Raw genomic sequence first — 24,241 nt, forward strand, 5'->3', positions numbered from 1 at the left:
CGCGGCCAGAAAGGCCAAACGGAAGGCGGTCAGGCTGTGATTGATCTATTCCTGCGAAACACCGATATGATTCAGCGTGCCATGCTGATCATGCTCACTGACCAGAAGCGCCCTCAAAGCGGCTCCGGATCTTAGCCTCTGATGCAGTTACGATCTGGGGCCACCTTTGCGCCACGGCAGCGACAAAGCCGAACCCGGCCTGGTTATAGACGCGCCCAAGGCTGTCAGGGCCGACAAAGCCATATTCCATCCGGGCAGCATAGGCAGCCTGAAACCCGAGATAGACGGTTGATCCAAGCTCGGCCCCGGCGATAACCATCTCAATGCCGCTATCTGTGAACGTCGTTTGCTCCGGCTTTACCGACGGCATGTCGGAGGTCGAAGCCATGAGGGATCGGCGCAGGTTGCCCAGGTCGATGGGCAAGCGGCCACCTTCGTTCACGGTGATGCGTACCTCGTTGGCGACGGTCTGGGCGGCATCCTGAAAAATGGCCTCGGCGCGGTCCAACTCAGCCCGGCCCCATTCGCTGATCGTGGCGGCGAAACTCATCAGCGCCCTCGCGATCTGGCATAGGCCTCGGCGAAGTTGAACTTGTATTCCACATCGCAACGGCAGCCGATAATCTCGGATGCGCCCGCGCCCATGCTGGTGTCACCAGGGAAACGCATCAGCGCGCCTGACGGGGACTGAAACGGTGTATCCATCCCTGTCACCTCTTGTGCGTTCAAGATCATGTGCGTGTGACGAACGCGGCTGTCGCCAGCAGATCGCCATTTGCGGGTGACAAGGCTTGCGTCCCTTCCGGCGATATCAAGCCCCTGCTGATATGCCTCATGCTTGGCCGCCATAACCGATGTCGTCGTCTCAGTTCGGGCAATCATCTCACCCCGGAGCTTCAGATTCCTGTCACGAAGCCGCATCAGGATTTTATCCAGATCAGACGCGCTGACCGGCTTTCCTGCGGCCATGGCGCGCTTCACAGCGCCATCGAGACGCTTGTCCCGGGTTTTCAGATCGAGATACTTTGCCATCAGCTTCGGATCACCGGATAGCAGGTTGATCCTGTTTCTGGCGATCAGGTCGGCTTGAGGCTCAGAAAGGCCGATGATGCCGCCTTCGCGCTGTTGCGTCACCGGCGAGGTCTTGCCCACCAGATCAAGCGCGATGGCCCTCGGCCCCTGCCCTTGTGCGTATCCCGCGACAATCGCCTGGCGCGCCGCCTGCTTCGTCCCTTCCGTCACATTCGTGATGAGATCAGAGGACAATGCCCTGATGTTCGCCTCGGCGCGCTGATTGCCGACGTCCCATCGAAACACCACCCTGCCCCCGAGCGGATCAGCAAGCCGGGGGATATTCTCAACGACCAAAGCGCCGCCCTGATTGAATGCCTGTCGCAGCGCCTCGGTCAGCGGACGAAAGGCCGATGCATCAATGTGCAGTGCGGCGATAGCTCCCTCAATGTCGCGCCGCTCAAGGCGTTCAACGACCTCCCGCAAAACGATCTCGGATTTCACATCGCCAATCGCTTTGAGAAATGCCCGCTCCATGTCTGGGACAAGCTTCTCGACCAGATCAAGAAGCTGCTGGCGTAGACTGGCCAATCTCGACCTCTTCCGTTTCACTCACGGCTGGGGCTTCAACCTCAGCCGCTTCATCCGGCATGATCGTTCCCAAGCCGAGGTTTTCAACGGCGTTGGCTTCGATTGACGAAATGTTGGCAAGGATATCGCCGGGTTTACGGCCCTTATAAGCCTTGGTGAGAAGCACTTTCACGCCGCTATCCTTCCCTGAACGATGTGAACAACGTTCGTCACACCGTCATAGCAATTGGGGTCACCATTGATGATCCGAAACATCTTCCCGTTTGCGGTGACCAGATCGCCGGGCTGCGGAGTAATGGCGAGGCCCACGCTGCTGATGTAGATCTTCACGTCGCCCGCCAATATCACCGTGCCGTCAATCTCGCGCGCCTCGTAGGCCATGGGTACCAGGGTAGCCGGATATTCTGTTTCGACGGGATCGCCGCCCTCGACAGGATCAGGCGGCGTTAACCGTCTGATGGTCCCTGACTGCCCATATTTGACGAGGAGCCGGTTGGCAGTGGCTTGCATTCGGGCGTAGAGTGCGTTTGTCAACGTTCACTCCTCCGTAAATGAACAGATCGGCAACAATTGGAGAGAAAAATGGCTTCAAGTTATCGTGGACTTTATAAGTGCGAACCGAAAAGTGACCGGCCTACTCACATTCAAGTTATTGAACTTGGGGGCAATTCATTGTCCTTGACGACTGACGAATATGAAAAGCGCGAGGTCCAACCAAGCTGGAAAACGCTCCCGTGGCACTCAGATTATAAGTCGAACTAAACGGCCAGAATTCCAGGCAAACATGGGCGCAAGAAGAGCCAAAGCATTCCCTCGATGATCGACACGACGGGCGTTGCCAGCCTAACCAGGTCATAAACTGTCGCGCCGGAAGCGATATCCTGATACTCAACCTCCAACTGCCCGACCTGCTCCCGCTTGACAGACTGGCCCGGGGTAATGACAGGGAGAAGGCTGCCCTGATTGGTCAGTTCAAGGAAAGCAGCTTCATAAGAAGCATTGATGATGGCAGCGGGGATCACATCGGACGGGATAGCCTCGCCGTAATAGGTTATCGCGCCGGTCCGTGGCCAAGATCTCTCCTGTCCAAAGCCGCCGGTGCGCGTCCCGCTGAATTTCACTTCATACCGATCGATCACCAGAGAACCGCGCTGACGGGCAGCGGCAATCTGGGCATCGGTCGTATCCTCCGGAAGGACATAGCCGGCTGCGGTCGCATAAGCAGTGAAGTCGGAATTGGTACCGTATCCAGCCATGTCTCTCTCCAATGAGGTGCAGACCCGGCTATCGCCAGCCGGGCCAGATGTCAGGATGCGAGTTTCGCGTCGATCAGCTCCTTGAGCTTTTCGGTCGTGATGTTGCGGGCATATTCGATGCCAAGCTCATTAGCCTGCTTCTTCAGGTCTTCCCGGTCCAGGTCGCTGTCACTGGCATCATCCTCGATCAGCAGGAATGCCAATCGCTGAGCCTGCTTAAGTCCCTCTTCTGTGAAGCTGATATCGTCGGTCTGGCCCGGTTTGAGATATTTGATGCCATGCAGAGTATGAACGCCCTGCATGGCCTTGCTGTTGTTTGTCACCTTCATAGGAAGCTCCTATCAGGCCGGCGGAGCGGTGATCTCGTCGCCGTATGCCGCCGCGCCTGGCAGACGCCATTCGGTGCCACCGGTACGGGCAATAATCCCGGTTTCGAAGCCCATGATAGACTTCTGACGCGGCTGGAGAACCCGGCGCGGCATCGGGAGATGGAAACGCAGCACCTCCGGGTCACGACGATAGACAACCATACGACCACCGCCATCCTGAGAGGCGGTCGCCAGTTCGCGCAGCGGCTGGATGTCAAGAGGCTGGCCGGTTTCCGCCGTATAGACGTTGTTCTTCCGCAGATATTCCAGGACGGTCACAGTCCCATCACCATCAGCCAAGCGCTTGGTGGCGATCAGACGGAAGGCATCCGGCGGAAGGCGCAGGCTGTCGATCCACTCGACTTCCAGCGTGTTCCGGCGAACAGCAGAGATCAGATCGTTGACGTCGCGAACGATCTGATCCTGTGTCTTCGTCGACCAGTATGTGGATGAGCCGGTGCCATCGGCGGCAACGTCCACGCGGGAGACGTTCGGATCGTTGGCAAAGCCGGTCCAGTTCTTTTCTGTGCTTCCGATGATGGCGATGGAGTTGAGCAGGCGCTCAACCTTGTCGGCAGCAGACATGGCCTTGGTGCCGTTCAGGTCGATATTATAGAGCGCCGCCTGATTGACTTCTTCAAGGTTCCATTCCCAGCCGGAGCCGAGCATGGCGAAGTCATGGCTGGCCATATCCTTCGTCGCCTGGTTGAACGGCATGTCGGTACCGGCCCCGGAAAGGAACTTTGCCTCGCCCGTCGTGTCGACGGTAAAGAAGGTCGTTCCGATGGCCCATTCGTTGCCTTCGGTCACCACCGGCACGTGGGCACCGTAATTGAAGGTGGGATAGCGCCGCTGGTAGATGCGGGTTTCGATGTTTCGGCCCTGCGCGATCACGAAGGGCATTGCGGCCTGTGCATCGGCAAAGGCCTGACGAACGATGGTGTTCATTGTCGGATGTCCTTTCGCGATTAGCGGAGCTTGAGCGAGATCTCGACGATGTCGCCGTTCGCGCCGGTGGTATCGAACTCCGCATTCGGGATGCGGATGTGCGTGGTCGTTTTGGTGTACCGCTTGGTTGCCGGGTTCCAGTACACATCATCGCCATCGGCAACGCTCTCACCGGCCACGACATACATCTGCCCCATGGTCATGAAGGCACCGGTGAAATACTGCGGATAAGCGTCCGGAAGGCTGGCGCTGGCCGGGACGGCGGGATTGAGGACGGCCAGGCCGACGAAATCTCCATTGGCCGTCAGGCTCACGGTGATATTGAATGAATCCCCGGCGACGAAATCGGTCGCGCCATCGGCGAGCGTGAACGCCAGACCGCCAGCAGAGAAGGCAGTGCCGACCGTACCGTTGTCGACAAAGACACCATCAGGGTCGGTGACCTCAAAGGTTCCGGCATTGGCGGCAGGTTCGATGATCAGGAGCGTATAGATGCCCTGCTTGGCCCCGGCCGAGACCGTGACAGCGCCCATGACGCCATCACCAGTATTGCCGGTTCCGGCTGCACTGGTGGCAGTACCGGCGAACGTTCCGCCAGCCACAACGCCATGATCGCCAGAGCCGCGGAATGCGGGCTGGCCGAACTCGATACCGGCAGCCGATTCGACGGTGCGGGAAATCTTGTTGCACTTTTCCTCGTTGGCGATCTGCCCCGGCAGGCCCTTCGGAGGATTGGCGGAATAGGTGGTCTGATATGTAGCCATCAGAGTGCCTCCTTATGCTGCGGTGGACTTGCCGGCCTTGAGATCGGCAACCATCTGCGCATAGGCATCGGTTACCAGCTTATCAGCGTCGGCGGTGGGCTGGACGCCATCGGCAAGCGCCTTGGCGAGCGGATCGGCCGTCTTTTTCACGTCCTCGACGAGGAGATCGAAACGGGCATCGATATAGGCGGATGTCTTGCCAGCGATGGCGGCATCGCCGACCTTGGCGACGACGACAGCCTTGCGGATATCGGCGTCGGACAGGCCTTCGATCTTCACGTCCTTGGCGATAGCCTTCGCCACGGTGATCAAGTCGGCGCGCGCCTGCACGCGCTTGTCGAGATCGCCATCGGACAGCACTTTGGCCTTCAATGCATCAATCTCGGCGTCCTTCTTGGCAAGGTCAGCATCCTTGGCCGCAATGGCCACCTGATGAGCCTTTTCCGCGTCGGCGAACTTGGTGTTGGCGTCGGCAAGCCGCGTCTGCAGCGTACCAATCACCGTGGCGCCCTGGTCGGTTACTTCAACCGGGATGCCATCGACGGTAACCGTCTTCAGGGTCATGATCTTATCCTTTTGAGGGTTGTGATCAGGGGTGAAAGGGCTGGCGCCCCATGCCGCCGCATCACCGATGCGGACGTTTGAACCCGCTCGCCCGCGCTGCACGACGGCAACGTGGTTGATACGGATGTTTCTTTGAACTGCGTCGTAGGCCTCGCCCGTGGGCGTCTGGCCCGGCGTGAAATCCAAATCACAGGTGTATCCAGCGGACAGTTCCTGTTTGCCCGCCTCAATGTCCCTGATGGCGGCTTCATCGCTCACCATAAGGGGGACGCGGATAAAGATGCCTTCGCCTGCGATTTCGTCGCCGGTCTGCCCGACGGCGAACTTCTTCCAATTGTCAGAAGTGACCATCTCAGGCGGATGATCATTCGTCACCGGGCGATGGGCGGCGCTCTTCAGCGTGTCCTTGGCGAAGACTTCGGAGCTGGGGCGATACACCCGCACCGTGCTCATGTCAGGCTTGCCGACCTCAGAACCGAGGTAGGTCTGGATGCCAGTGCGGGCGATCCGTGCGTCAGCGACAAGATAGCCGTCATCACGCCGACGCGTTCCCGCGACGGTTACAGCGTCGGTGAAATTCATGGTATGTCCTATTCAGCCAGCTATAGATTTAGAAAGGGAACAGCATGGAAGACGAACAATTTCAGAAGATTGCGATTAGCCTAGCCAAGATAGAAGTTTATCTTAAGTGGATATTCAACCTAGTACTTTTCATATTCGTCATAAATGTTATTGGCCCAACCATCACGCCGACAATGAAGTCACTGGGCATCTACAATATCCTTCATCTTCCCGAATAAATCACCGCTCGATCATTCCCGCCGCCCAATCCTGCTTGACCTCTGCGAAGATCTCGGGGCCAAACTCGATTGCACCACGATACGGCTCGACCTTGTCAATATCGACATCGCCGGGCTGGTAGGCGAATGTGATGTGAGGCGAATACTGCGGATAGGTCGGCTCTGCACCGATGCGTTTCAGCTCCTCATGGCGCCAAGACAGCGCAGCGGAAGCGAATTCGATCACGATCGCTCCGCCGCCGAACAGAGACACAACACGCGGGCCACCTGGTGGGATTGTCAACGTGCCATCAACGTTCCATGTGTCTTGCCCAGCCTGCATCCAGTCGATGGCCGCCGGCGAATACATGATGGTCACATGCAGATCATCGGCAGGCAATGTCGTCGCAAAGCCCTGTCCCTTCGCCCATGCGATGATATCGGCAGCATTGGTCACGCTGCGGCTGACATAGAGCGACCGTGGAGCGGCGTCATTCGTCTTCTGGTCCTGATTACCGGAATTCCCGGTTTGTAGTGCCTGTTGGGCTGCGGCGGCGATCTCTTCTTCGCTCGGCTCATTTTCAGCCAGAGACCCGTATTCCTCAATCGCGGCTTCCAGACCGGGCAGTGACCCATCCTCGACGAAGGCATTGACCAGAGCGTCTGACAGCGCAACGCGCGGGATGATCTCCTGACCGCTGGCTGACCCGACGAGTGTCCGGGCCGCATCGGACTTTGTCTTGAATATATCGGCCTTGTCCTTCTCGCTCATCTGCTCAAGCGGCGCCCATGCGTCATAAATGCTTGGATCGCGGCCACCGGTCGCCGATCGGATGATGCACTCATCCAGGCGGCGCATGGCGGGCGACATTTCCAGCTCCTGCATGGACTGGATGCGATCATGATAATTTTTCATGTCGCTTTCGCCCGTGGCATTCATACCGGCGGGCGACTGACCCAAAAGGCGGGTCACCGGAATATCGGCAGCGCCTGACACGATCTGCATGAATCCCATAAGAATGTCGGTCAAGCCACCGAGTTGAGCGGACTTGCTCTCATACTCCTCCTCGGCATCGAGGATAAGCGTGCCGTTGATCCCCTTGACCCGGTTCGCGAGCGAATACCGGCGCAGAACCGCATCTTCATAGGCTTGGTTGCCGATGTTTGCCGAAAAGTTCGGAACCTTGATGATGTCAATCTTCGCCTCGAAGATCATGGAGGCGATATTCCCGGCCGTCGCATCAGCGTTCTTGATGGCATCAAGCGTGGATGTGAGCACGCTTTCACCCCATCCATTTGCAAAGCCGACTTCAAATTCCTCATCTGGCAGCATGGCACCATTCAGAATGACCAGGCGAGAAGGGTGCACCCGGACCTGCTGGCCGCCCGCGACATTGACTGTGTAATAGCCTGGCTTGCCGTACCATTCGGAAGCAACGTCACGTTCGATCTCGCCCGCTGCGAGGTGACGGCGCGTCAAGACCGTCAGATAGCGGAGCCCCTGCTTGCCCATCCTTTCCGGTTCAAGAGGGAGTGACGGGTCGACATCTCCATTGCCGATCAGAAGCGCGGCGCCACCGAACAGGCGCGCCTTTTTATAAGCTTCCAGCACCTTGCCCTTGACGTTCAGCCGCTTCTCTTCAGCTTCGATGGCCTCGATCTGCGCATCATCAGCCTGCCAGTTCCGCCACTTGCGGCATGCATCCAGCGCCGGGATATCAACGATCTTGCGCGGCAGCCACGATCCGCGATAGGCAGCGACAATCTGATCATCCGTCAGGACGGGATTGGTATAGAACGTGGTTGCCGCCTTATCCCGATCGGTACCCATTCGGGAAACCAAGCTCGTCAAGCTGTCACGCATGAGCGTTATGACGTTTCCCATGAAGACCCTCAGATATTGGCGAGCGTGAATGTGCTCGCGTTCAAAAGCGCATTGAAGGCGCGGCTTGTACTGTCTGCGTCATCATCGTGAGCAGCTTCCGGGAAGCCCTCAAGCGCGGTGAACCAGTCGTTGTTCCAGGGGCCGCGAAGTACCAGCACATTCCCGGCTTCGGCCTGCGCCGAAAACGGTGCGAAACGCGTTGTCTTGTCGCCGGATTCCGGCGTTGCCCTGACGTTGAAGCCTGCCAGCATCTTGGTCAGGTTGGTGACCTGCGACTTGCCCGCCTGCCCCGGGTCTTGCGGCAGGGAGATTTGGACATCTCGCCCGTCGGCGTCTGCGGTATTCTTGATCAACCGTTCGACACCTGATGGCGAGAGCCAATCTCGGCAATGATGCGCCACGATGTATCGTCCATCCGGCAGCTTGCCGATCTTGGTTCCGGCCGTGGCATCCGGGTCAGTGCCTTCGACCTTTGGTGTCGCGGCCATATCCCAACCCCGCATCCACCTGATATTGCCAGCGGGGATCGCGTCAACGACTTCGCACCAGCCGCGTTGGAACAGAAGGCCGGCAGCAGGCCTGATTTTCCAGTTCCCGCCGAGGAGGCGTTCGCGCTCAACTGTCGGCAGCGCCATCAGATTTGCGAGATAGCCGGGATCAGCCGCCATCAACGCCTTGTTGTCCGTCAGCTTTGCCGGAACGAAGGTCACCGACTTCGGCTCGATCGGCTTCGGATTGCCGTTCTCATCCGGCGCCGTGTAATGGGCGAGGTCCGACGGATGATCCGCCCAGATGATGGCGTCACCGATGCGAACAAACCAGCGAAGCTTTCCGGCCCGCGAAGGGATCGGAAGGCCGGTGTCCTGATCGATCCACCAGGAGATGAACTCGGCAACCCAGCTATCCGCATCCGGATTGCATGTCGCCCTGACATAGGGCCTTACGCCGCACATCGATCGGTTACGCGACAGCAGGTACCAGAACTGCTTTTGTGTGAAGTGGGTCAACTCATCGAAGCAGATCAACGGGATCTGGGAGCCTTGCCAATTCGATACCGTCTTGTCGTGCTCAAGGTGCGCGAAGCTGACAGACGATCCTGAGGGGAAAGTCCACGATAGATCCGGCGCCACCTTTGGCTTGGCGCTCAGGCTGGGATAGAGCTTTTCGCTCTCATCCCACAGACCGCCCTCGTTTCGGACCTGAACCAGTGTGCGGCGGAAAAACACAGCGCCGAATTGCGGGTTCGCGATGTGGCGCAGCGGCTCCATGAGCAGCGCCCATGTTTTGCCGCCCCCGGCTGATCCGCCATAGATGGCAATGTCTGCCGGTGATCCGAGAAACTGTGTCTGCGGCCCTGGCTGCGGCCTGATGATTATCTGGGCTGCCGCGCCAGCCTCACCCCCTGCCATTGTCGGGCAACTGGAAGATCGTCACCGGCGACACAGGCACCGGCAACTCCTTTCCATCCTTCCCTGTCAGTTCGCGCCGGTTGGTGTATGCATTGCCTACCTCTTCGGCCGCCTGCTTCAGCAGTGAAGAAGCCAAGACCATGTTGCCCTGCCCCTCTGCCTTGTCTGCCATGCGCTGGAGCGCCCGCAACCGGACGGCGCGATGGCTGATGGCAATGCTGGCAGTGTCCTCAAGGAATGTTTTTCGCGTTTCCTCGAATAGGGCCTTCCAGCGTTCTGCCAGGTTCTTGCCGGCCTTCTTGGTCGGGTCATAAGCTTCGATCGACTGCGGGGTCAGCGTGACCGAATATTCCTTCCTGAGTGCGGCAGCGACAACCGTCGGTGAATCGAAGCAGGCGAGCGACTGGACCACAAAGGTTTGCTGCTCACGGGAGAGTTTCGCTTTGGCCATCGGTCTATCAGGATTCCTTCAGGTTTACGCGACACGCAAGTGCGTCCATGTGCGGCCCTTAACGACATCATAGATTGTCGCCTTGGACACATTGAACTTGGCAGCAAGAGCAACAAAGTTGGAACGATCTGAGGAGGCTTCGCTTCTGATCGCGATGACAGCCTCGTCAGTCAGTTTTGAATACCCGTTTGCGGAACCTGTCGCGTTGCAGGCGCCTTGGCGATAGCCATGAAGAATGTTCTCGGAGATGGTCGCCCACTCAAGATTGTCTAGCTTGGGGTTAGCCCTGTCGCTGTCCTTGTGGTTGACCTGCATATCTGGATGCGGCGGCTCACCAAGGAAGGCAAAAGCCACAAGCCTGTGAATTGCAGCCATCAGGCGATCGCCGTTGGGCCTGGTCATCGACACCATGAGATAGCCGGTCGACTTCATCAGGATCGGAGATCTGATGCGGCCGGTTTCGGCACGGCGAACTCGGCCTTCCGAACTCACTTCATAAGGCCAATCTTTTACGGGGCGCCACTCTTCGATCATGCAGCCTTCCTCGCCTCACATGTTCCACAGCAGAAGCCAACTTCTTCCGCTGTGAATAATGGCTTCTTCTTCAAAGCCTCGACGAGCTCTTGCACGCCGGACTCGACTATTCCGTACCGAGCGGCGATGCTGACGAAGCCCTCGAAATCATGAGCCCTCAACGCGAATGAGGGCCTTCCATCTTTTCGAAACCTTGGAGCCCCGTATGGATCTCGCGCCTGCCCACAATGCAGCAATTCGTGCTCAACAAGCGCAGCGAACGCCACATCCGAACATACCGAGCAGTATTCTGCATCGAAGGTCAGAACGAAGTCCGGCACGCAACCGAACCACTGCTGCAACTGGAATTCAACGCGGGCGCGCGACCACTTGCTGCCGGGCGGTAAGCCCATCTCAGCCTGTCCAATGATCCTGCGACCATGTCTACCATTGGGGACATTTGTCCAGAGGGCCCCGATCGTTGCAGATCTGAGATGTGCATGATCCTCGTTCATTAGGTCAGCGTCTTCCTCAATGAATGAGGCGCGCGCCCAACTGATAATCTCGTCTGCCGGTTCGAACCGGATCGCAACATCCTCGATCATGTCTGCCGGTGGCATCGGGCGCATTAGATGATCTTGCCTTTCGCCGACACCTGCGCGAACTTCTCATGCCGGGCATTTTTCAAAACTGGCATGGGTTAGTAAGGAGGATACATCGCTGCCATTGAGCTACATTCGCGCAAAAATTTCGTACCTAGTATGATTTTATTATTGCGTACTCAGTACGAATTTGCTATAAAGAATTCACCGAGGCAATCATGCTTCGGGTCCGAAGGAGGTGAGACGATTGAAAATCCGGGTTACGGTTTCTGTGAAACTGTTTGGTTGGCGCCTGACACTCACAGTTAGCCGATAATAAAACGGGGATCGGCCTTCGGGCCGGTCTCCACCGGAGATAAATCGGTCTCACCTTCGTCGAGGAGAATAACATGACGCCTGACGATTTTAAAGCTTGGCGAAGTGCGATGAACCTTACCCAAACCCAGGCAGCGGAAAGGCTTGGCATTTCGCGCGGGACAGTTGAGAATTACGAGCGTGGCTCCCGCAGGGAAGACGACAGGCCGGTGATCATTCCCTTATCCATCGCATTGGCCTGCTCCGCCCTTGTCATGGGGCTGAAGCCTTATACCGCATCCGAAAGGTTCGACCCTAATTCAGAGGCTTGAAAATGGAAACCACCTACGGAAACAAAGACGACACCGCCGGCTTAAAGGTCAAGGTTCAATTCCAGAAGGAGGGCCCGGATCCAAAAGGCCTTGCCAGATGGGACGCATTTGAAAAACGGTTTCTGGTCGTCGAGGTTCTTCTTGGATCAGTGCTTGCCGGGAGTCGCGAGGACGCACTGTCAAAAGCAAAAGCTACGTGGCCTGACGTAAAGAAGATCAGCGTTTCACCTTCGGCTGACTGAAATGAAAAAGCCGCCTCGGCGGGCGGCTGATTTGATGATCATGTGGCGCAAATCACCATCATAGCGAAATAATAACTAACAGGTTATAAGTTGGCAATACGGCGGCTCGGTTTTGTTTTCATTCCCCACAGGTCTGACAGGTCATCGAGAGCGTTGCGGAGATAGTCGGCAAGCGTGGTTTTCTCCCTGTGAGATGCGCCAAGCTGAGAAACCGGGATTCCCTCGCCGGCAACCTTCTCAACAATGTCATAGCATCGACTGCCGATATGCTTGCGGGCTTCATCGAGCTTGGACCCGGCATCAATCTGGCGATCGGTTATGGGTTCGCGAACGCCGCCGCCGTCTACCGGCTCCCTGGAATAGTCGAAAGATCCCGCCCCGGCCCCGCCCAGGGCTTCCCATAGCCGACGGAACTTGATCGCGGCCTCGACCTGATGAATGGTCAGGTGACCTTTCGCGGCCATCATGGCAATCGGGCTTTCGCGCAGGTTCAGCGCCGCTGTCGTCGTCTTGGGGTTCCCGCTCGCGCCGGCATGCGCCCGGCTGTAATGCGGGTTGTCGATCTCTGTCAGCTTGATCTCCGTATGCTGATTGCCCAGACCGATGAATTCGAAATCTGTGTTCGCCACCACACGGTTTTTAAATGATCGTGTGCCATGCTTCTTTGGTTTCTTCGCCGCCATTACCGTTTCCTCGTGTATCGTGCTGCCGCTCGATGATTACCGTCAGACAGTTGCCGCTCCCTGTGCGTCCTCCGGCATCTCCATCTGAATTTTGTTCCGGAATGCCTGCTGTTCGGTGCTGACCTCTCGCGCGTCTTTCAGCGCTTCGATCTTGCGCCAGTATTCGGCTTTGTCGGCGCTCATAGGCGCCGGTGCGGCATGTCCTCGCTGCTGCGCCTTCTGGGCTTCGTGGCCAGCTCTGAACCGGCCAAGGATCGACCGAACGCGGGATCGTGCCTCTTCCGAAATCGGCTCTGGCTTCACCTGCAATTCTCGTATGGCCCGTTCCTTCTCGCGAAGGCGGATAAGGTCCTCGCGGATTGTTCGCGCCTCTGCCCGGGCCATGGATGCAAGCTCAGGCGGACGCGGGATAAAGCCGCGCTCGATGTCGTACTCGCCCTTGATGATCTTCTCGACCGTGCGTTTCAGGCCGAAGGTTGGAACATCGGAAAGGGCATACCCATAGACTGCTTCCAGATCCTCCGGCTTGATGCCGGGCGGCAGAGACATTCCGGCTTTGCGCATCGACAGCAGGTATTTGGAAATGCCACTCTGCTCTACGGGCTTAAGCTGCTCAGTGAGGACGCCAATCTCCTGGCTCAAGGTCGTAAGCTGGACTGTTGCTGGCAAACTGGTCATGTCGTCTGTCTCCGTAAACTTTGCGCTCCAACGCTTCCGTGCATTCCCGCTGGTGGCGGGCAAAATCGCTTTCCTGCCGTACTGGTGGCCCGGTTTTGCCACCACCGCCCTTGTCCTGCTCTCTGGTGAGCCATGAGACGACGAAGCGCCTCATACCCCGAGCAGTCTTCCGTTTTTGAGGATTGGCGATCAGCCATTGCCGGATGGATTTGAGCTTTTGAGGAACATCGACGGCGGGGAATGCATCCGCCCATTCGGCGACGTCTGCCTCTGTGATCCCCACGATCTGATTTTGTGTCGCTGGAAGCTCGATCACCGTTGGCGAGACCGGAGCAGCTTGCGGCTCCGGGCAAACATCTGAACGAAGTGAAGATGTATCTTGGTTATCGGGTATAGGTGGCACGCGCGTATCACTGCATTTGCTATGCATGTGCAGTGCATGTGCATCAGATGTGTGCTTCTTTTCCTTCGAATGTCGGGCTTCTGCTGCAGCGCGGCGCTTTTCGATGATCTCGTCAGCTTTCGCAAGCTCGGCATCTATGCGCTTATGCGTCCAGCATGGGCCGAACAGCATGGCGAGTATGTCTCGGCTCTCGTCCCACTGGTCCGGTGTCAGCTTGGCAATACGGGCGATAACGCGCTCGTTCTCCGGCAGGTGCCCGTGCTGCCAGTAATGCATGATCAGCAGAAGATAGGCGCCATGCTCTGTTGCCGTCAGGTGACCTGTGTCAGCGAGATAATCGGCGATGTGCAATGGCATCCAGGCTCTGTTGCTCATTTCACGACCTCAATTTCCAGGCCATGACATGCAAGCATCAGTTTGCGCTTGATCTTGAACACAGGCGTTTCCACGCCTTTCACGTCAATGACCCGTCTCCGGCCCTGCAAAACGTCCCAGAAGACAAAATCAGCCCTGTATGTCGCAATCAAAGCGCCGTTTATGGTCAGGGCATACGGGCATTGCATTTCAACGTTCTCGACCTCTCCCGCCCTCTGGCGTAGCTTCAGCGTTTCATAGAAAGCGGCCTCGGCCTTGCTATCGAACGTGATGCCGTCAACAGTCGTGCGCTTCGCGCCAAATTTATTGCCACGCTTCTTCTCGCGCTTTTTTCCGTGCTCGATCATGGCGAGTTCGGCCCGGTACTGCTGGCGGGAAAGGCGATCAATCATGATGCATCCCTCTTCGCGAGCGCCTTGACATATGCCGCCTTGATCTCCTCGAACCGGGCGATGTCGTATTCCTTGATTTCGATCTCCATCTCAGGCCGGGGCTTTTTCGAGCGGCGGCCATGGTCGGCAAGCCAGGTCTCGGCACTCGCTATGCGGCGGTCGAGCCATGCAATCATCTCTTGTGGCTCGGTCATCGACGAGTTCTCCAGACTTCGTCCGGGTCGATGCCTTCAGCGGCCATCTGCTCGAGCGCAGCGCTTTGACGGGCCTCATGCTCGGCGAGCCGATCTCCCGACCATCCGTCCAAGCGGGCATACTTTTCTGCAAAAGCTCGCGAGTCTCGCCATGATCTCGCATAGGACGGCCAAGCGCGGGTCAGTTGGATTTTTCTCTTGCCGCCCTCGGTAAGCTGTCCCAGGCAGACCCGCTCAAGCCACCCCTTGCAGTCAAGCTTCGCTCCGGCGATGACGTAGTCGTCTGGGCAGACCTGAAACGATCGGTATCCCGTCTCGGAGAAGAAGGGCTTATCCCAGTCGATGATGCGAGCCTCGCCGCCACATATTCCGAACATTCCCGAGTAGGCGAAATCAACTCGGCAACTGGCGATCTCAATCTCAAAGCGACCTTTCTGACCGAACAGCGGGATTTCGCCGTCAATCGCAGCAAGTGCGGCGGACATCCAGTCCCATGCATCGCGAAGGCAGAAGAAATTTCCGTTGCCGTCAGGTGGACCACCCTTTTCGGCTTCGGCTTGTGTCAACCCAAACGCATGCTCACCGATCGCCTTCAAGCGATTACCTGATGCGACCATACCGTCGTAGTCGGCTTTCCGAACTGCGGCGTCATAGGCACGAAGCTCTGCCGATGCTCTGTTGAGCATTCCAGCATCGTCGCTCGGCAACGTGTTGCGGTATGCGAAGCGAGCGAGCCGATTGTCTCGCTGCTCGATCTGCCAAGGTGACAGTTTCACCTTGGTCTGCACCGGCGTAGCGTGCGGTACCGGAGGCGCCATCATCAGGTCGAACATGGAAAGCTGCTGCATCATGCGGCGCCGTCCATGGCGAAGAGATTGACGGTCTTCGCCTCATCAAGCTCTGCGATGTTGCGCACGGCTTGCCGGAAGTACGACGGTTTCAGTTCGAATCCGATGCCTTTGCGGCCGGCAGAGACGGCACCGTATACCTCGCTACCGATGCCGAGGAATGGCGTCAGAACAACGTCGCCGGGATTGCTCCACAGTTCGATGCAGCGCTCGATCACGTCGAGCTGCAGGGGCGAAATGTGCTGTTCGTCCTTCTCATCGCGGCCTGCGCGATACTGCAGGGTGCGGGTCTGGTTGATATCCATCCAGACCGGCGACGCGTAGCGCTGCCAAACCTCGATGGAGAACCACTTTTCCGCATCGGCCGAAGATTCCCCCGATGCAATCCGGCTATCGATGCTCGATGGCTCATTGCCATAACCGACATACCGATCGAATATGCCATCGACTGGCTCGGGGTTGTCACCCGGCTTGCGGAACATCAGCATGTAATCGGCGAGCCCCTGCCCGCTGATCGTGCTGTCCTTGATGATCTGCTTGTGAAGGAGCCGGATCGACTTCGTGCGCTGCTGAGCGACGACAGGGTCTTTCCAGATGCAGACTTCGGAATGGAAGATCCAGCCGGCGTCTTCGTAAGCGCGCACCACCTCGCCACGGAAGTCGCGCATACCGATATGGCCGTGCCTGATTTTGCTCGTCGGGAGCTGCATGCAGTGAACCGCATGGATGCGCCCAGGCATCGTCACCCGCAAAAGCTCCTGGATCAGGAACTGGTAATGCGTCCAGAATCCGGCCGTGTCGTTGTTCGATATGTCCCGGTCGAAGTTGCTGAACTTGTAGAGCCCTTCGAACGGCGGAGAATGGATGCCGAAATGAACCGTATCGCTCGGGATGCCGCGGATCAGCTCGCAGCTATCACCCTGGTAGATCGCGTATCGGTCAGTGACTACCTGCTCGACTGCATTGATGGTCATGCGGCTTCTCCGTTCAGCCATGAGGGCACGGTCATGGGGACTTGAGGGTTGTAATCAGGGCGGTCGCGCACCATTCCTCGAACCTCTTGGCTCGACAGGTCGGCCATATGCATGACCATCGCCGCCGCCATGCGCTCGGCGTCGTGATCCTTCCGGCGGATATTCGCGACGGTGGCGCCCTCCATCTCGGATGCGATGATGTGGGCATTGACGGGCTTGGTTTGGCCGAAGCGCCAGAAGCGGCGGACAGCCTGATAAAGCTGCTCGTAGCTGTCATTGAGGCCAACGAAGCCAGTATCGGCGCAGTGCTGCCAGTTCATGCCGAACCCAGCCAGAGATGCCTTCGTGATAAGCTTTTCGATCTTGCCATCGCTAAAATCGAGGAGGATGCGCTCTTTCTCGCTATCCTTTAGACCGCCATGAAGGTTGACGGCGCCAGGGATGGCCTTGGTGAGAGCTTCGGCCTCGCTGTTGAGGTTGCACCACCAGACGAATGGCTTGCCGGCCGGCGTCATCGATGCGGCAAGATCAACGCGTTCCTTGACGCTGTCGCGGCGGCCAGCGAGACGCTCCTTCATCGTCCGCGCCTGCATCGGGAATAGCAGGCCTGTTTCCATGCTGGGGGCATAGTCGACGCTAACCGTGTGCTGGTGGTAGCGAAGCGGCGGCAGGTCGTATCCGGTATTGTCGTATCCGAGATCCGACGGCATGCGGAGCATGACGGCCCAAGACGCCATCCATTTCCAGAACTCGGTTTCAGCGTGACCTTTCAGCCGCCATTTCTGAGTGTCGCCGCCATCGTGGGTGAAGAAGGTCGAGAGCATGTCGGTGTAGGACATGACGCCAAGGAACTCGGCATGATTGCCAAGCTCCATGAAATCGTTGGGAGCCGGCGTCGCCGTAGCAGCCAGCCGGAACGGCACGGATGCGCAATCCTTGATGAGCCGGTTTCGATACTTGCCGTCGGTATTTTTCAGGATGGAGCTTTCGTCCAGAGCGACTCCGCCAAACCCGGCTAAATCGAAGCGATCAACCTTCTGATAGTTGGTGATATCGATTGTCTCGCTGGACGGCGCGGAAACGACCGTAGCAGAAATGCCGAACTTCTGGCCTTCCCTGACATGCTGGTGGCTGACAGCGAGCGGCGCCATGATTAGGACCGGCCGGCGCGTCTCACGTGCCACTTCTTTCGCCCAGACCAGTTCCATCAAGGTCTTGCCGAGTCCGGTACCAGCGAAGATCGCAGCCCGGCCCCGGCGAAGCGCCCAGGCCGTAATGTCATGCTGATGAGGCTTAAGATATTCTGGCAGCTCGACACGACGGGCTATGCCGGTCGAAGGGTCGAATATCTTTTTACGAGTAAGGAAGTCTGCATAAGCATCATTCATCGTGACAATCCCTCAGTTCAGGGCAAATCCACTCAGCCACACCTGCCGCCTTATCCCTCAGCCAAATCGCGATTGCGTGCCGACGATTGAAGCTCAACCATCTGACGAAGACGGGCGGTTTTTGCTCTGTATTCCTCATGTTCTTCCCTCGCCTTCCTCAGTGCTTCTGCGGTCTCAAAAAGCTCCACCATCTGGAAGTGCTTCACGATCTGGCTTTCGTTGTAACGCCATGCTTTCAGACGCTTTTCGGTCCATTGATTTTCGGGATCATCCCGATGCGGGAAGCGGGCCCGAAGCTCTCGGCAAGCAGTTCGGAACATGTCGCCGACATGGCGCTTCGCCGCGATTTGCTCGACCAGAAAATTGGCTGTTGCTACATCTGACATCTGCTTTGCCTGTTTTAGATTTTCTGAATATCCGGACAGCTTTTCCGACATTTCCGAATTCTCCTGTGGTCAACTGCTCTTGTTCACGGAGCTTGCTGATGACCAAAGGCACTCGAATTGATGGAGACGATGACGCCTGCTGCGCTCAAGCGGTGCGCGAGTTAGCGCCATCGTCTCAGTCCGCCGCACCGGCGAGCCATGTAATTTCCTTTCCCCGCAGGGACACCGCCGCCTCGGTCCCTGCTGCTGGTGGCGATCCGCCGTCGTCACCAGCGCCATTTGAACCGATAGGCCCAATCCTCCATGCGGTGGTGATGAGGATCAAAGACCAAAGGGTTCGTATTCATGTTCAGCGGGCCGCTAGGGAGGAGGATAACGGCCCGCTGAGTTGACCGGCTCATGGGGGGCTACCGGTCAATCCGATGATGTCTGCGCTTGAGAAATTCGCCGGTTCTCATTGCCATCGGCAACGTGATGAGTATCCAGCCTGCAATGCTGGCGATGATGGAGATCAGCATCACCAATCCCTCCGGTCGATGTAGCGCACGAACGCTGCCGAGATCGAAGGCCAGAAGGCAACGGCTGCGATAATGGCCGTCGACGCGCCAACAAGAACCAGGATGAAAGATGCGAAGCTCATGATGGCCGCCCTGGTCTTGCGACCTGCTTCCGGTCCAGCCCGACGCCGCATTCAATTGCGCGTTGGGCCAATCTGTCTACGGATGCTGGATGCAGGATCGGGGTCATGCCGACGCCACCTTTTCTTCGAAGATCGGGGCATCAGCCTCGGCAAACGATCTGGCCCGCAACTGCCGGCAAACCGCACGAGAAACCTCTTGGCCCGTCATCAACATCGACATGTTCTGGATCATCGTGCCGCGGTTCTCGCGGCTTCCGCATGGAAGACGATGGCGGCCGCTCTCGATCCTGAGTTCTTCCGCCCAAAGCATCTGAAGAAGGTCGGAACTGCGCAGCGGGAACTTCCAGCTGGTCGTGTGCCTCACCAAGTCAAAGTGCCACGTGTCCATACCCCGGCTGCCCTTGTCGGGGCGCGGGTACTTCCAGACGTCTTTGCCGTAGCTGAAGCGACGGCCATAAAACTCCGGGTGATCGAGGTGATATTCACTCGGCACGTCGGCGCGCCAATCGCCCCGGTATTCCTTGAAGTGCTTGCTATGAGCGGCCACGACGACGATGTGGCAGCACTTTCGAAAAGCTGTGAGCTGATCCGTCAGGCGCTTGAGAACGTCCTTCTCGGACTTGATCTCGACACCCACGATAACGTCTCGGGTAATCGCAGCCACATCAATGCGGTTCGTCCCCTGCCCGGAGCAATTCAACTCATGAACGATGCGGGCATCTGGAGCGAGTTCGCGAAGGCGCGCAACAACGGCGTCTCGGATTTCCCGTTCAGCGGTGGAGGTCATGCCGCGTCCCCTTCCCTCATGGATTTTTCACAGGACCAGCAATGCTTGCTTCCATATCCGCCACATGCTTCACCGGGGTTCCGGCAGTTGGGTCGGAGGGAGGAAGTGGCCGGGCGCGGAGTCCTGACGATGTCCGACCCGGCCTGATGTGTTGCGGCAGAAATCGAAGCGTCTACATGGCTGCCTCCTTCGTTTGGGCCGGAGGTCGACCCGGTTGGAGCTTCGGCTTCGCCTTGAGAGGCCGAAGCGATGGGGGTGGCGGGATGGATCGCAACTTCGTCCTGCATCCCGCCGGAGGCATCAGCTTCTGGCGCCTCCCTGCCCGACCTGTTTTCAATCTCGGGCTGATTAAACTCAGGGCGAGAAATAGCAGCGTCGGTTTCTGTGTGGTTCGCGGTCCTCTCGGATACCGCCTCCGCCGCCTTGCGCGGGGATTGGAGAGCCATGGCGGGGCTGTTGCCGAACTTGGTGGCGACGGCATCCGCAAGAGCTTTGTTTTCGTGACGTGCTTCCTCGGAAATCAGGCCTGCATCGGCCATCTCGTCGACCAAGGACTTATGATCTGCCATCGCCTCAGAGGTGCGGCGCTTCGCCCTGTCTTCACGAGTGGCAGGTGCCGGCTCATCTTCGAAAAGATCGTGCTGCAGCATACCGAGAGCCGCAAGATAGGTGTCGAGGATCATTTCTTCCTCGCTGCGCTCTTGCTCATCCTTTTTGCGCAGCGAGATAACCTTTTTCAGAATCTTGGTGTCGAAGCCCATGGCTTTGGCCTCGCCGTAAACATCCTTGATGTCGTCGGCGATGGTCTTCTTCTCTTCTTCCAGGCGTTCGATGCGCTCGACGAAAGCGCGAAGCTGGTCACGCGCAACACCATGAGCGTTGGTCATTTATACGCCCTCCCCGTTTACAAGGTGATTGATTGCCTGCTCACGGGTCATGCGCCTCATTTTAACCGGGCCAGTTCTACTCACGAAAACCACGATGGCAACGAGCATACCTGCCCACTGCATTGCGGCACTTTCAGCTATGACGCCGAGGCCGATCAGGCCGGCAAACAGCATGAAGGTGGATGCATCACGGGCCCAGCTTTGCAAAACCGTCTCGTGAATGACGATGAATTCCGTGTTCGGCTCGCGTGCCTTTGTTTGATTATCGGTGCTCATGCGACACCTTCCTGTTCCGGATGCGCGGCGCGCTGCTGCGCCAGCCACTCAAGCGTTACTCCCGGGATTTTTCTCGCCCGGCTGGCCGAAACAATCTTCGGCCAATGCTCGGGAGCGATGCTTTGACGGCGGCGCATCTGGCGCGCTGCCTCGTACCCGCAGCCAACTTCTGCCGCGAATTCTGTGATCGTAGGCCACTGCTCAATCAGGGCAGAAATGGATGAAGGTGCGTTGCTCATGCACAAAACGTACATAACGTACGAATTAAAATCAAGTCAAAATCGTACGCCTTGTCCGACAAATTTGCGCAATAAGATTCTCATGGAAGAACCAAGGCATAGATTACAGCGAGCGAGGGAAGCGGCAGGGTTTTCGAGCCCGACAGAGGCCGCGCGCGCCTTTAAAGGGCTACTTGGGAAAGACCTACTAATCAGCAACGAAAACGGCAATCGACCGATTTCGCGCAAAGCTGCTGAGAAATATGCAGAGGCATTCGGAGTGCGCGCCGGGTGGATCCTGTATGGCGAAAGCGAGAACCTGGAACGATCAGATATAGACGTCCCTCTCGTTTCTATGGTGTCCGCAACGAACCTGCGCGATCAGGACGGCGTCAGTGAACACGAAATCATCAGGCGCATCAAAGTAGGTGAACTGCCAAAGGGCGATTGGGTGGCCCTGCAGGTAGAAGGCGATTCCATGAACCGTATCGCCCCAGATGGCGCAATTATTCTTGTTGACCGCAGTGATGACGTTCTTCTTGACGGTCGATATTATGTCTTCGTTCTCGATGGCGGAGCGGCCACGTTCAAAATGTATAGACGCGCGAGCAACGGCTATCCGAACCGGATGGTGCCATACTCGACGAACCCTGATCACATGGCTATCCCCGCCGACCGAGATGATCTCTATGTTTTTGGGCGCGTGAAAAGGATTATCCAAGATGTTTGACCGAAGCGGATTGATGATAATCCTGATCTCTTGGGCGCTATCATTAGCGCCAGCGGTCAGCGCCTCTGCTCAGCAAGTTATGGACGGATCGGATAAAGGAATGCCACCTGAAACATGGAACGCAGCTCGCGAAGCAATTCTTGAAAAGCTCCGCGATCCATATTCAGCCCAATTTGACCACATGAAGGTTCTTTCAGAAAAGCCTCCTATTATCTGCGGACGGTTCAATGCAAAAAACGCCTCTGGTGGCTATGAAGGATTTCGACCCTTTCAATATGATGCTGCTGAAAAAAAATTGACGTTGAATGAAACGAATGAATGCGGGCAATCCGTTGTCGATCCTGCAGAAATTGAAAGAATAAAAGCTGAATGCGAAGAGAACACTCACCAAATGAAGCTTTATAATTCTGGATACTCAAATGAAATTAGCTTCAATATTCTCATGGCAAAGGGAAGATGGTGTCAGAATTGGTACAAACAGCAAATTTTGATTGAACTTCAAAAGCTTGATCAAAAATGAAGCCCTGCATGTCATCTAAATTTCGACGCTGCGCACCACCTAAAGGGACATTAAATGGCTATAGCCGTTCCACGTTGGAAACCCCGCGCCGACCTTGGCAATCGCTGCCATATCGGTAGCTGCTCTCTTTGGTGCTCTGGCTCACCCGAAGAGCTAGAAAAAAGCGCCGGTGCGCCAGCGTTTCAAACGGTATGTACACGTCATTCCAGGTTGACAGCGACCTGTTCAACGAACTCGGATATGGCAAGGTGATATTTTCCTTACAGGATATGGGCGCGCGAAACTATTACTGGAGGCCAAAATCTAAAAGCCGGGACAGGCACCAAACTCAGTGTCGTTTCCGGCAATACGCTCGCCAAGAACAAAAACTGACGTGACGTGATCCGCTGGCCGGATGCTAAAATGACCCCAACACGCTTCAATGAATGCCTTCACATCATCTCATAGAAAGATACAACGGCGCGAGTTATAGCCCACCCACACATCATTACATAAACCACATTTTTTAGCAAAATCACATTTTTTCATTACAGGCGCACAACGAAGATAAAACTTCACAATTTCGCTTGACCCACACCTTGCTTACGTGTCATCGCTGTTTCAATAACAGCGCGAAAGGTGTGCCGATGAATTCCGGGTTAGACAAAATCATTTCGAATCATGAGGCGTCATTGTCAGATGGCGTGCAGAACTTGCCGAACTTTAGCTATAAGACTTACTGCGTAAGCAACCTGCGCGGTGGCATCGGAAAATCTACGCTGAGTTTCAATTTGGCATACCTGATGGCGTGCAACAAAAGTACACTTGTAGGCGACCTGTGCGCCCAAGGAAATTTGACCGATAGCTTGAATAATTCACAGTCAAAACTTGATGTTAGTATTGACGATGCAATACAGCCTCGGTTGCTCGGCCCCGCATTTGGGGATATTCCCGATGACATTTCTTATCTCATCAGCGGGAAGAATGAAGAATTCAAGGGAATAAAGGCCTCGTACTTCATTCCGAGCAGCCCCGGACTTTTTGCCTTTGCCAGCTCTCTGTACCAACAGCTTCAGTTGGCTTCTACGCAAGCGAACTCCGAAACAAAAGTAAAGAATATTCTCTATACCATAAAGAGCACGCTCGATAAGGAATCTGAGCTAAAAAAATGCGAGCTTCAACTTCTTGATTGCAGTCCATTTTACACCGGCGCCACACATTTGGCGTGGTGCGCCAGCGATGCCCTGATAATCCCTGTTCGGGTTGACGAGCACTCTATCAAATCGCTGGAGTTGACTCTGGATATGCTTGGAAACCCATCCAGCGATTTCAATCAATGGCTGAAACGTGGCGGAGATTTAATTCCACCAAAGGTTGCCGCAATCGTTATGACTATGGTTGGCGCCCGTAGTAATGTCAAAAAAACGAAGGATCGTGCTTCGCTCTCATTCATCGAGCGCGCCTATGACGTTTCTAGAAAATACGCCCACTTGTTCGATAAGAACCCTGAAGACGCTTTCGCAATTACAGATGATTTCACGTCATCAGGCAGGATCAGCGGCGCGCTCGGTATTCCTATTCCCAAGCTTCAAATAGGCAAGAGCTACACAATCGAACCTAAGAAAAGGCTTGAGGTTTATGAAGCAAACAAAAAATACCGCAAGGAATTAGAGTATCTTACCTCCCTGCTGTAACCCCAGTCTCTCACAACCCCGCTCGGCGGGGTTTTCCTTTGCCGCTTACAAACATTTGCAACTGGTTTCACTGAGCCCGCCTAGCGCGGACTTTTATGTACGCGCATATCGGACCGTTCATTCCATATGAAACTTTGATGCACATGCACTGCACATGCATAGCAAATGCAGTGATACGCG

Annotated in this window: 32 protein-coding genes and 1 pseudogene; 5 read left to right on the top strand and 28 right to left on the bottom strand. The window is 56.6% G+C overall.

Annotation, left to right across the window (positions count from 1 at the left end; all coding sequences use genetic code 11):
* Window positions 1-94: 94 nt before the first annotated feature.
* The 14 genes from NAC44_RS11985 to NAC44_RS12050 form a co-directional block, all read right to left on the bottom strand.
* Window positions 95-550, bottom strand: coding sequence for a hypothetical protein (locus tag NAC44_RS11985; RefSeq protein WP_250941035.1), 456 nt, complete (start codon window positions 548-550; stop codon window positions 95-97).
* Window positions 550-1,602 carry a structural protein gene (locus NAC44_RS11990; RefSeq protein WP_250941036.1) on the bottom strand — a complete coding sequence of 351 codons (1,053 nt, stop codon included), beginning with the start codon at window positions 1,600-1,602 and terminating at the stop codon, window positions 550-552. The genes NAC44_RS11985 and NAC44_RS11990 overlap by 1 nt, the downstream gene beginning before the upstream one ends.
* Window positions 1,574-1,774: a hypothetical protein gene (locus NAC44_RS11995; protein WP_250941037.1), complete on the bottom strand. Its 201-nt coding sequence runs from the start codon at window positions 1,772-1,774 to the stop codon at window positions 1,574-1,576. Before NAC44_RS11995 ends, NAC44_RS11990 begins: the two co-directional genes overlap by 29 nt.
* The gene (locus NAC44_RS12000; protein ID WP_250941038.1) at window positions 1,771-2,136 is read right to left on the bottom strand and encodes a hypothetical protein; all 366 of its coding nucleotides are present in this window, start codon (window positions 2,134-2,136) and stop codon (window positions 1,771-1,773) included. Before NAC44_RS12000 ends, NAC44_RS11995 begins: the two co-directional genes overlap by 4 nt.
* Window positions 2,137-2,360: 224 nt before the next feature.
* Complete coding sequence (locus NAC44_RS12005) at window positions 2,361-2,858, bottom strand: DnaT-like ssDNA-binding protein (protein ID WP_250941039.1); 498 nt, start codon at window positions 2,856-2,858, stop codon at window positions 2,361-2,363.
* Window positions 2,859-2,908: 50 nt separating this feature from the next.
* A complete protein-coding gene (locus tag NAC44_RS12010) occupies window positions 2,909-3,187 on the bottom strand; it encodes a hypothetical protein (RefSeq protein WP_250941040.1) in 279 nt (92 codons plus the stop codon).
* A gap of 12 nt (window positions 3,188-3,199) precedes the next feature.
* Window positions 3,200-4,174: a DUF2184 domain-containing protein gene (locus NAC44_RS12015; protein WP_250941041.1), complete on the bottom strand. Its 975-nt coding sequence runs from the start codon at window positions 4,172-4,174 to the stop codon at window positions 3,200-3,202.
* Between the two features lie 20 nt (window positions 4,175-4,194).
* Complete coding sequence (locus NAC44_RS21455; protein ID WP_250941042.1) at window positions 4,195-4,938, bottom strand: structural cement protein Gp24; 744 nt, start codon at window positions 4,936-4,938, stop codon at window positions 4,195-4,197.
* 12 nt (window positions 4,939-4,950) lie between these two features.
* Window positions 4,951-6,084: a DUF2213 domain-containing protein gene (locus NAC44_RS12025; protein ID WP_250941043.1), complete on the bottom strand. Its 1,134-nt coding sequence runs from the start codon at window positions 6,082-6,084 to the stop codon at window positions 4,951-4,953.
* A 219-nt stretch (window positions 6,085-6,303) separates the two neighbouring features.
* Entirely contained in the window at window positions 6,304-8,145 is a 1,842-nt protein-coding gene (locus NAC44_RS12030; protein WP_250941045.1) for an anti-CBASS protein Acb1 family protein, read from the bottom strand.
* Between the two features lie 29 nt (window positions 8,146-8,174).
* Window positions 8,175-9,575 carry a phage terminase large subunit gene (gene terL / locus NAC44_RS12035; RefSeq protein WP_250941047.1) on the bottom strand — a complete coding sequence of 467 codons (1,401 nt, stop codon included), beginning with the start codon at window positions 9,573-9,575 and terminating at the stop codon, window positions 8,175-8,177.
* Entirely contained in the window at window positions 9,562-10,026 is a 465-nt protein-coding gene (locus NAC44_RS12040) for a DUF2280 domain-containing protein (protein ID WP_250941049.1), read from the bottom strand. Before NAC44_RS12040 ends, terL begins: the two co-directional genes overlap by 14 nt.
* A 24-nt stretch (window positions 10,027-10,050) precedes the next feature.
* The gene (locus NAC44_RS12045; RefSeq protein WP_250941050.1) at window positions 10,051-10,560 is read right to left on the bottom strand and encodes an HNH endonuclease; all 510 of its coding nucleotides are present in this window, start codon (window positions 10,558-10,560) and stop codon (window positions 10,051-10,053) included.
* On the bottom strand, window positions 10,557-11,144 hold the full coding sequence (locus tag NAC44_RS12050; protein WP_250941052.1) for a putative metallopeptidase: 588 nt from the start codon (window positions 11,142-11,144) through the stop codon (window positions 10,557-10,559). The genes NAC44_RS12045 and NAC44_RS12050 overlap by 4 nt, the downstream gene beginning before the upstream one ends.
* Window positions 11,145-11,530: 386 nt before the next feature.
* Between NAC44_RS12050 and NAC44_RS12055 the strand changes: the two genes are divergently transcribed.
* A complete protein-coding gene (locus NAC44_RS12055) occupies window positions 11,531-11,767 on the top strand; it encodes a helix-turn-helix domain-containing protein (protein WP_274706866.1) in 237 nt (78 codons plus the stop codon).
* Window positions 11,768-11,769: 2 nt separating this feature from the next.
* A complete protein-coding gene (locus NAC44_RS12060; RefSeq protein ID WP_250941055.1) occupies window positions 11,770-12,009 on the top strand; it encodes a hypothetical protein in 240 nt (79 codons plus the stop codon).
* 83 nt (window positions 12,010-12,092) lie between these two features.
* Here the strand turns inward: NAC44_RS12060 and NAC44_RS12065 are convergent, their stop codons facing one another.
* From NAC44_RS12065 to NAC44_RS12125, 14 genes and pseudogenes are all read right to left on the bottom strand, one after another.
* Window positions 12,093-12,692: a hypothetical protein gene (locus NAC44_RS12065; protein WP_250941058.1), complete on the bottom strand. Its 600-nt coding sequence runs from the start codon at window positions 12,690-12,692 to the stop codon at window positions 12,093-12,095.
* Between the two features lie 42 nt (window positions 12,693-12,734).
* Complete coding sequence (locus tag NAC44_RS12070; protein ID WP_250941060.1) at window positions 12,735-13,334, bottom strand: hypothetical protein; 600 nt, start codon at window positions 13,332-13,334, stop codon at window positions 12,735-12,737.
* Entirely contained in the window at window positions 13,306-14,148 is an 843-nt protein-coding gene (locus NAC44_RS12075) for a YdaU family protein (RefSeq protein WP_250941062.1), read from the bottom strand. Before NAC44_RS12075 ends, NAC44_RS12070 begins: the two co-directional genes overlap by 29 nt.
* Window positions 14,145-14,540: a DUF1064 domain-containing protein gene (locus NAC44_RS12080; protein ID WP_250941064.1), complete on the bottom strand. Its 396-nt coding sequence runs from the start codon at window positions 14,538-14,540 to the stop codon at window positions 14,145-14,147. The genes NAC44_RS12075 and NAC44_RS12080 overlap by 4 nt, the downstream gene beginning before the upstream one ends.
* A complete protein-coding gene (locus NAC44_RS12085; RefSeq protein WP_250941066.1) occupies window positions 14,537-14,734 on the bottom strand; it encodes a hypothetical protein in 198 nt (65 codons plus the stop codon). Before NAC44_RS12085 ends, NAC44_RS12080 begins: the two co-directional genes overlap by 4 nt.
* Window positions 14,731-15,585, bottom strand: coding sequence for a hypothetical protein (locus NAC44_RS12090; protein WP_250941067.1), 855 nt, complete (start codon window positions 15,583-15,585; stop codon window positions 14,731-14,733). The genes NAC44_RS12085 and NAC44_RS12090 overlap by 4 nt, the downstream gene beginning before the upstream one ends.
* Window positions 15,582-16,556, bottom strand: coding sequence for a DNA-methyltransferase (locus NAC44_RS12095; protein ID WP_250941069.1), 975 nt, complete (start codon window positions 16,554-16,556; stop codon window positions 15,582-15,584). Before NAC44_RS12095 ends, NAC44_RS12090 begins: the two co-directional genes overlap by 4 nt.
* Window positions 16,553-17,944: a helicase-related protein gene (locus NAC44_RS12100; RefSeq protein WP_250941070.1), complete on the bottom strand. Its 1,392-nt coding sequence runs from the start codon at window positions 17,942-17,944 to the stop codon at window positions 16,553-16,555. Before NAC44_RS12100 ends, NAC44_RS12095 begins: the two co-directional genes overlap by 4 nt.
* 50 nt (window positions 17,945-17,994) lie before the next feature.
* Window positions 17,995-18,381 carry a hypothetical protein gene (locus NAC44_RS12105; RefSeq protein WP_250941071.1) on the bottom strand — a complete coding sequence of 129 codons (387 nt, stop codon included), beginning with the start codon at window positions 18,379-18,381 and terminating at the stop codon, window positions 17,995-17,997.
* A 466-nt stretch (window positions 18,382-18,847) separates the two neighbouring features.
* A complete protein-coding gene (locus NAC44_RS21235) occupies window positions 18,848-18,970 on the bottom strand; it encodes a hypothetical protein (protein ID WP_274706867.1) in 123 nt (40 codons plus the stop codon).
* 103 nt (window positions 18,971-19,073) lie between these two features.
* Entirely contained in the window at window positions 19,074-19,757 is a 684-nt protein-coding gene (locus NAC44_RS12110; RefSeq protein ID WP_250941072.1) for a hypothetical protein, read from the bottom strand.
* 641 nt (window positions 19,758-20,398) lie between these two features.
* A pseudogene (locus tag NAC44_RS12115) lies at window positions 20,399-20,644 on the bottom strand (DUF2312 domain-containing protein); the annotation flags it as partial.
* Window positions 20,645-20,920, bottom strand: a complete 276-nt coding sequence (locus NAC44_RS12120; RefSeq protein ID WP_250941073.1) for a hypothetical protein — start codon at window positions 20,918-20,920, stop codon at window positions 20,645-20,647. It abuts the pseudogene before it with no gap.
* Window positions 20,917-21,159, bottom strand: a complete 243-nt coding sequence (locus NAC44_RS12125) for a hypothetical protein (RefSeq protein WP_250941074.1) — start codon at window positions 21,157-21,159, stop codon at window positions 20,917-20,919. The genes NAC44_RS12120 and NAC44_RS12125 overlap by 4 nt, the downstream gene beginning before the upstream one ends.
* A gap of 82 nt (window positions 21,160-21,241) precedes the next feature.
* On the opposite strand from NAC44_RS12125, the gene NAC44_RS12130 reads away from it, so the two are divergent.
* The 3 genes from NAC44_RS12130 to NAC44_RS12140 all read left to right on the top strand — a co-directional run bounded on the left by NAC44_RS12130 (window position 21,242) and on the right by NAC44_RS12140 (window position 24,061).
* Complete coding sequence (locus NAC44_RS12130; RefSeq protein ID WP_250941075.1) at window positions 21,242-21,868, top strand: LexA family transcriptional regulator; 627 nt, start codon at window positions 21,242-21,244, stop codon at window positions 21,866-21,868.
* Entirely contained in the window at window positions 21,861-22,388 is a 528-nt protein-coding gene (locus NAC44_RS12135) for a hypothetical protein (protein WP_250941076.1), read from the top strand. Before NAC44_RS12130 ends, NAC44_RS12135 begins: the two co-directional genes overlap by 8 nt.
* Window positions 22,389-22,954: 566 nt before the next feature.
* On the top strand, window positions 22,955-24,061 hold the full coding sequence (locus NAC44_RS12140; RefSeq protein ID WP_250941077.1) for a ParA family protein: 1,107 nt from the start codon (window positions 22,955-22,957) through the stop codon (window positions 24,059-24,061).
* Window positions 24,062-24,241 lie beyond the last annotated feature (180 nt).

This window comes from Allorhizobium sonneratiae, from assembly GCF_023700755.1.
GTDB lineage: Bacteria > Pseudomonadota > Alphaproteobacteria > Rhizobiales > Rhizobiaceae > Allorhizobium > Allorhizobium sonneratiae.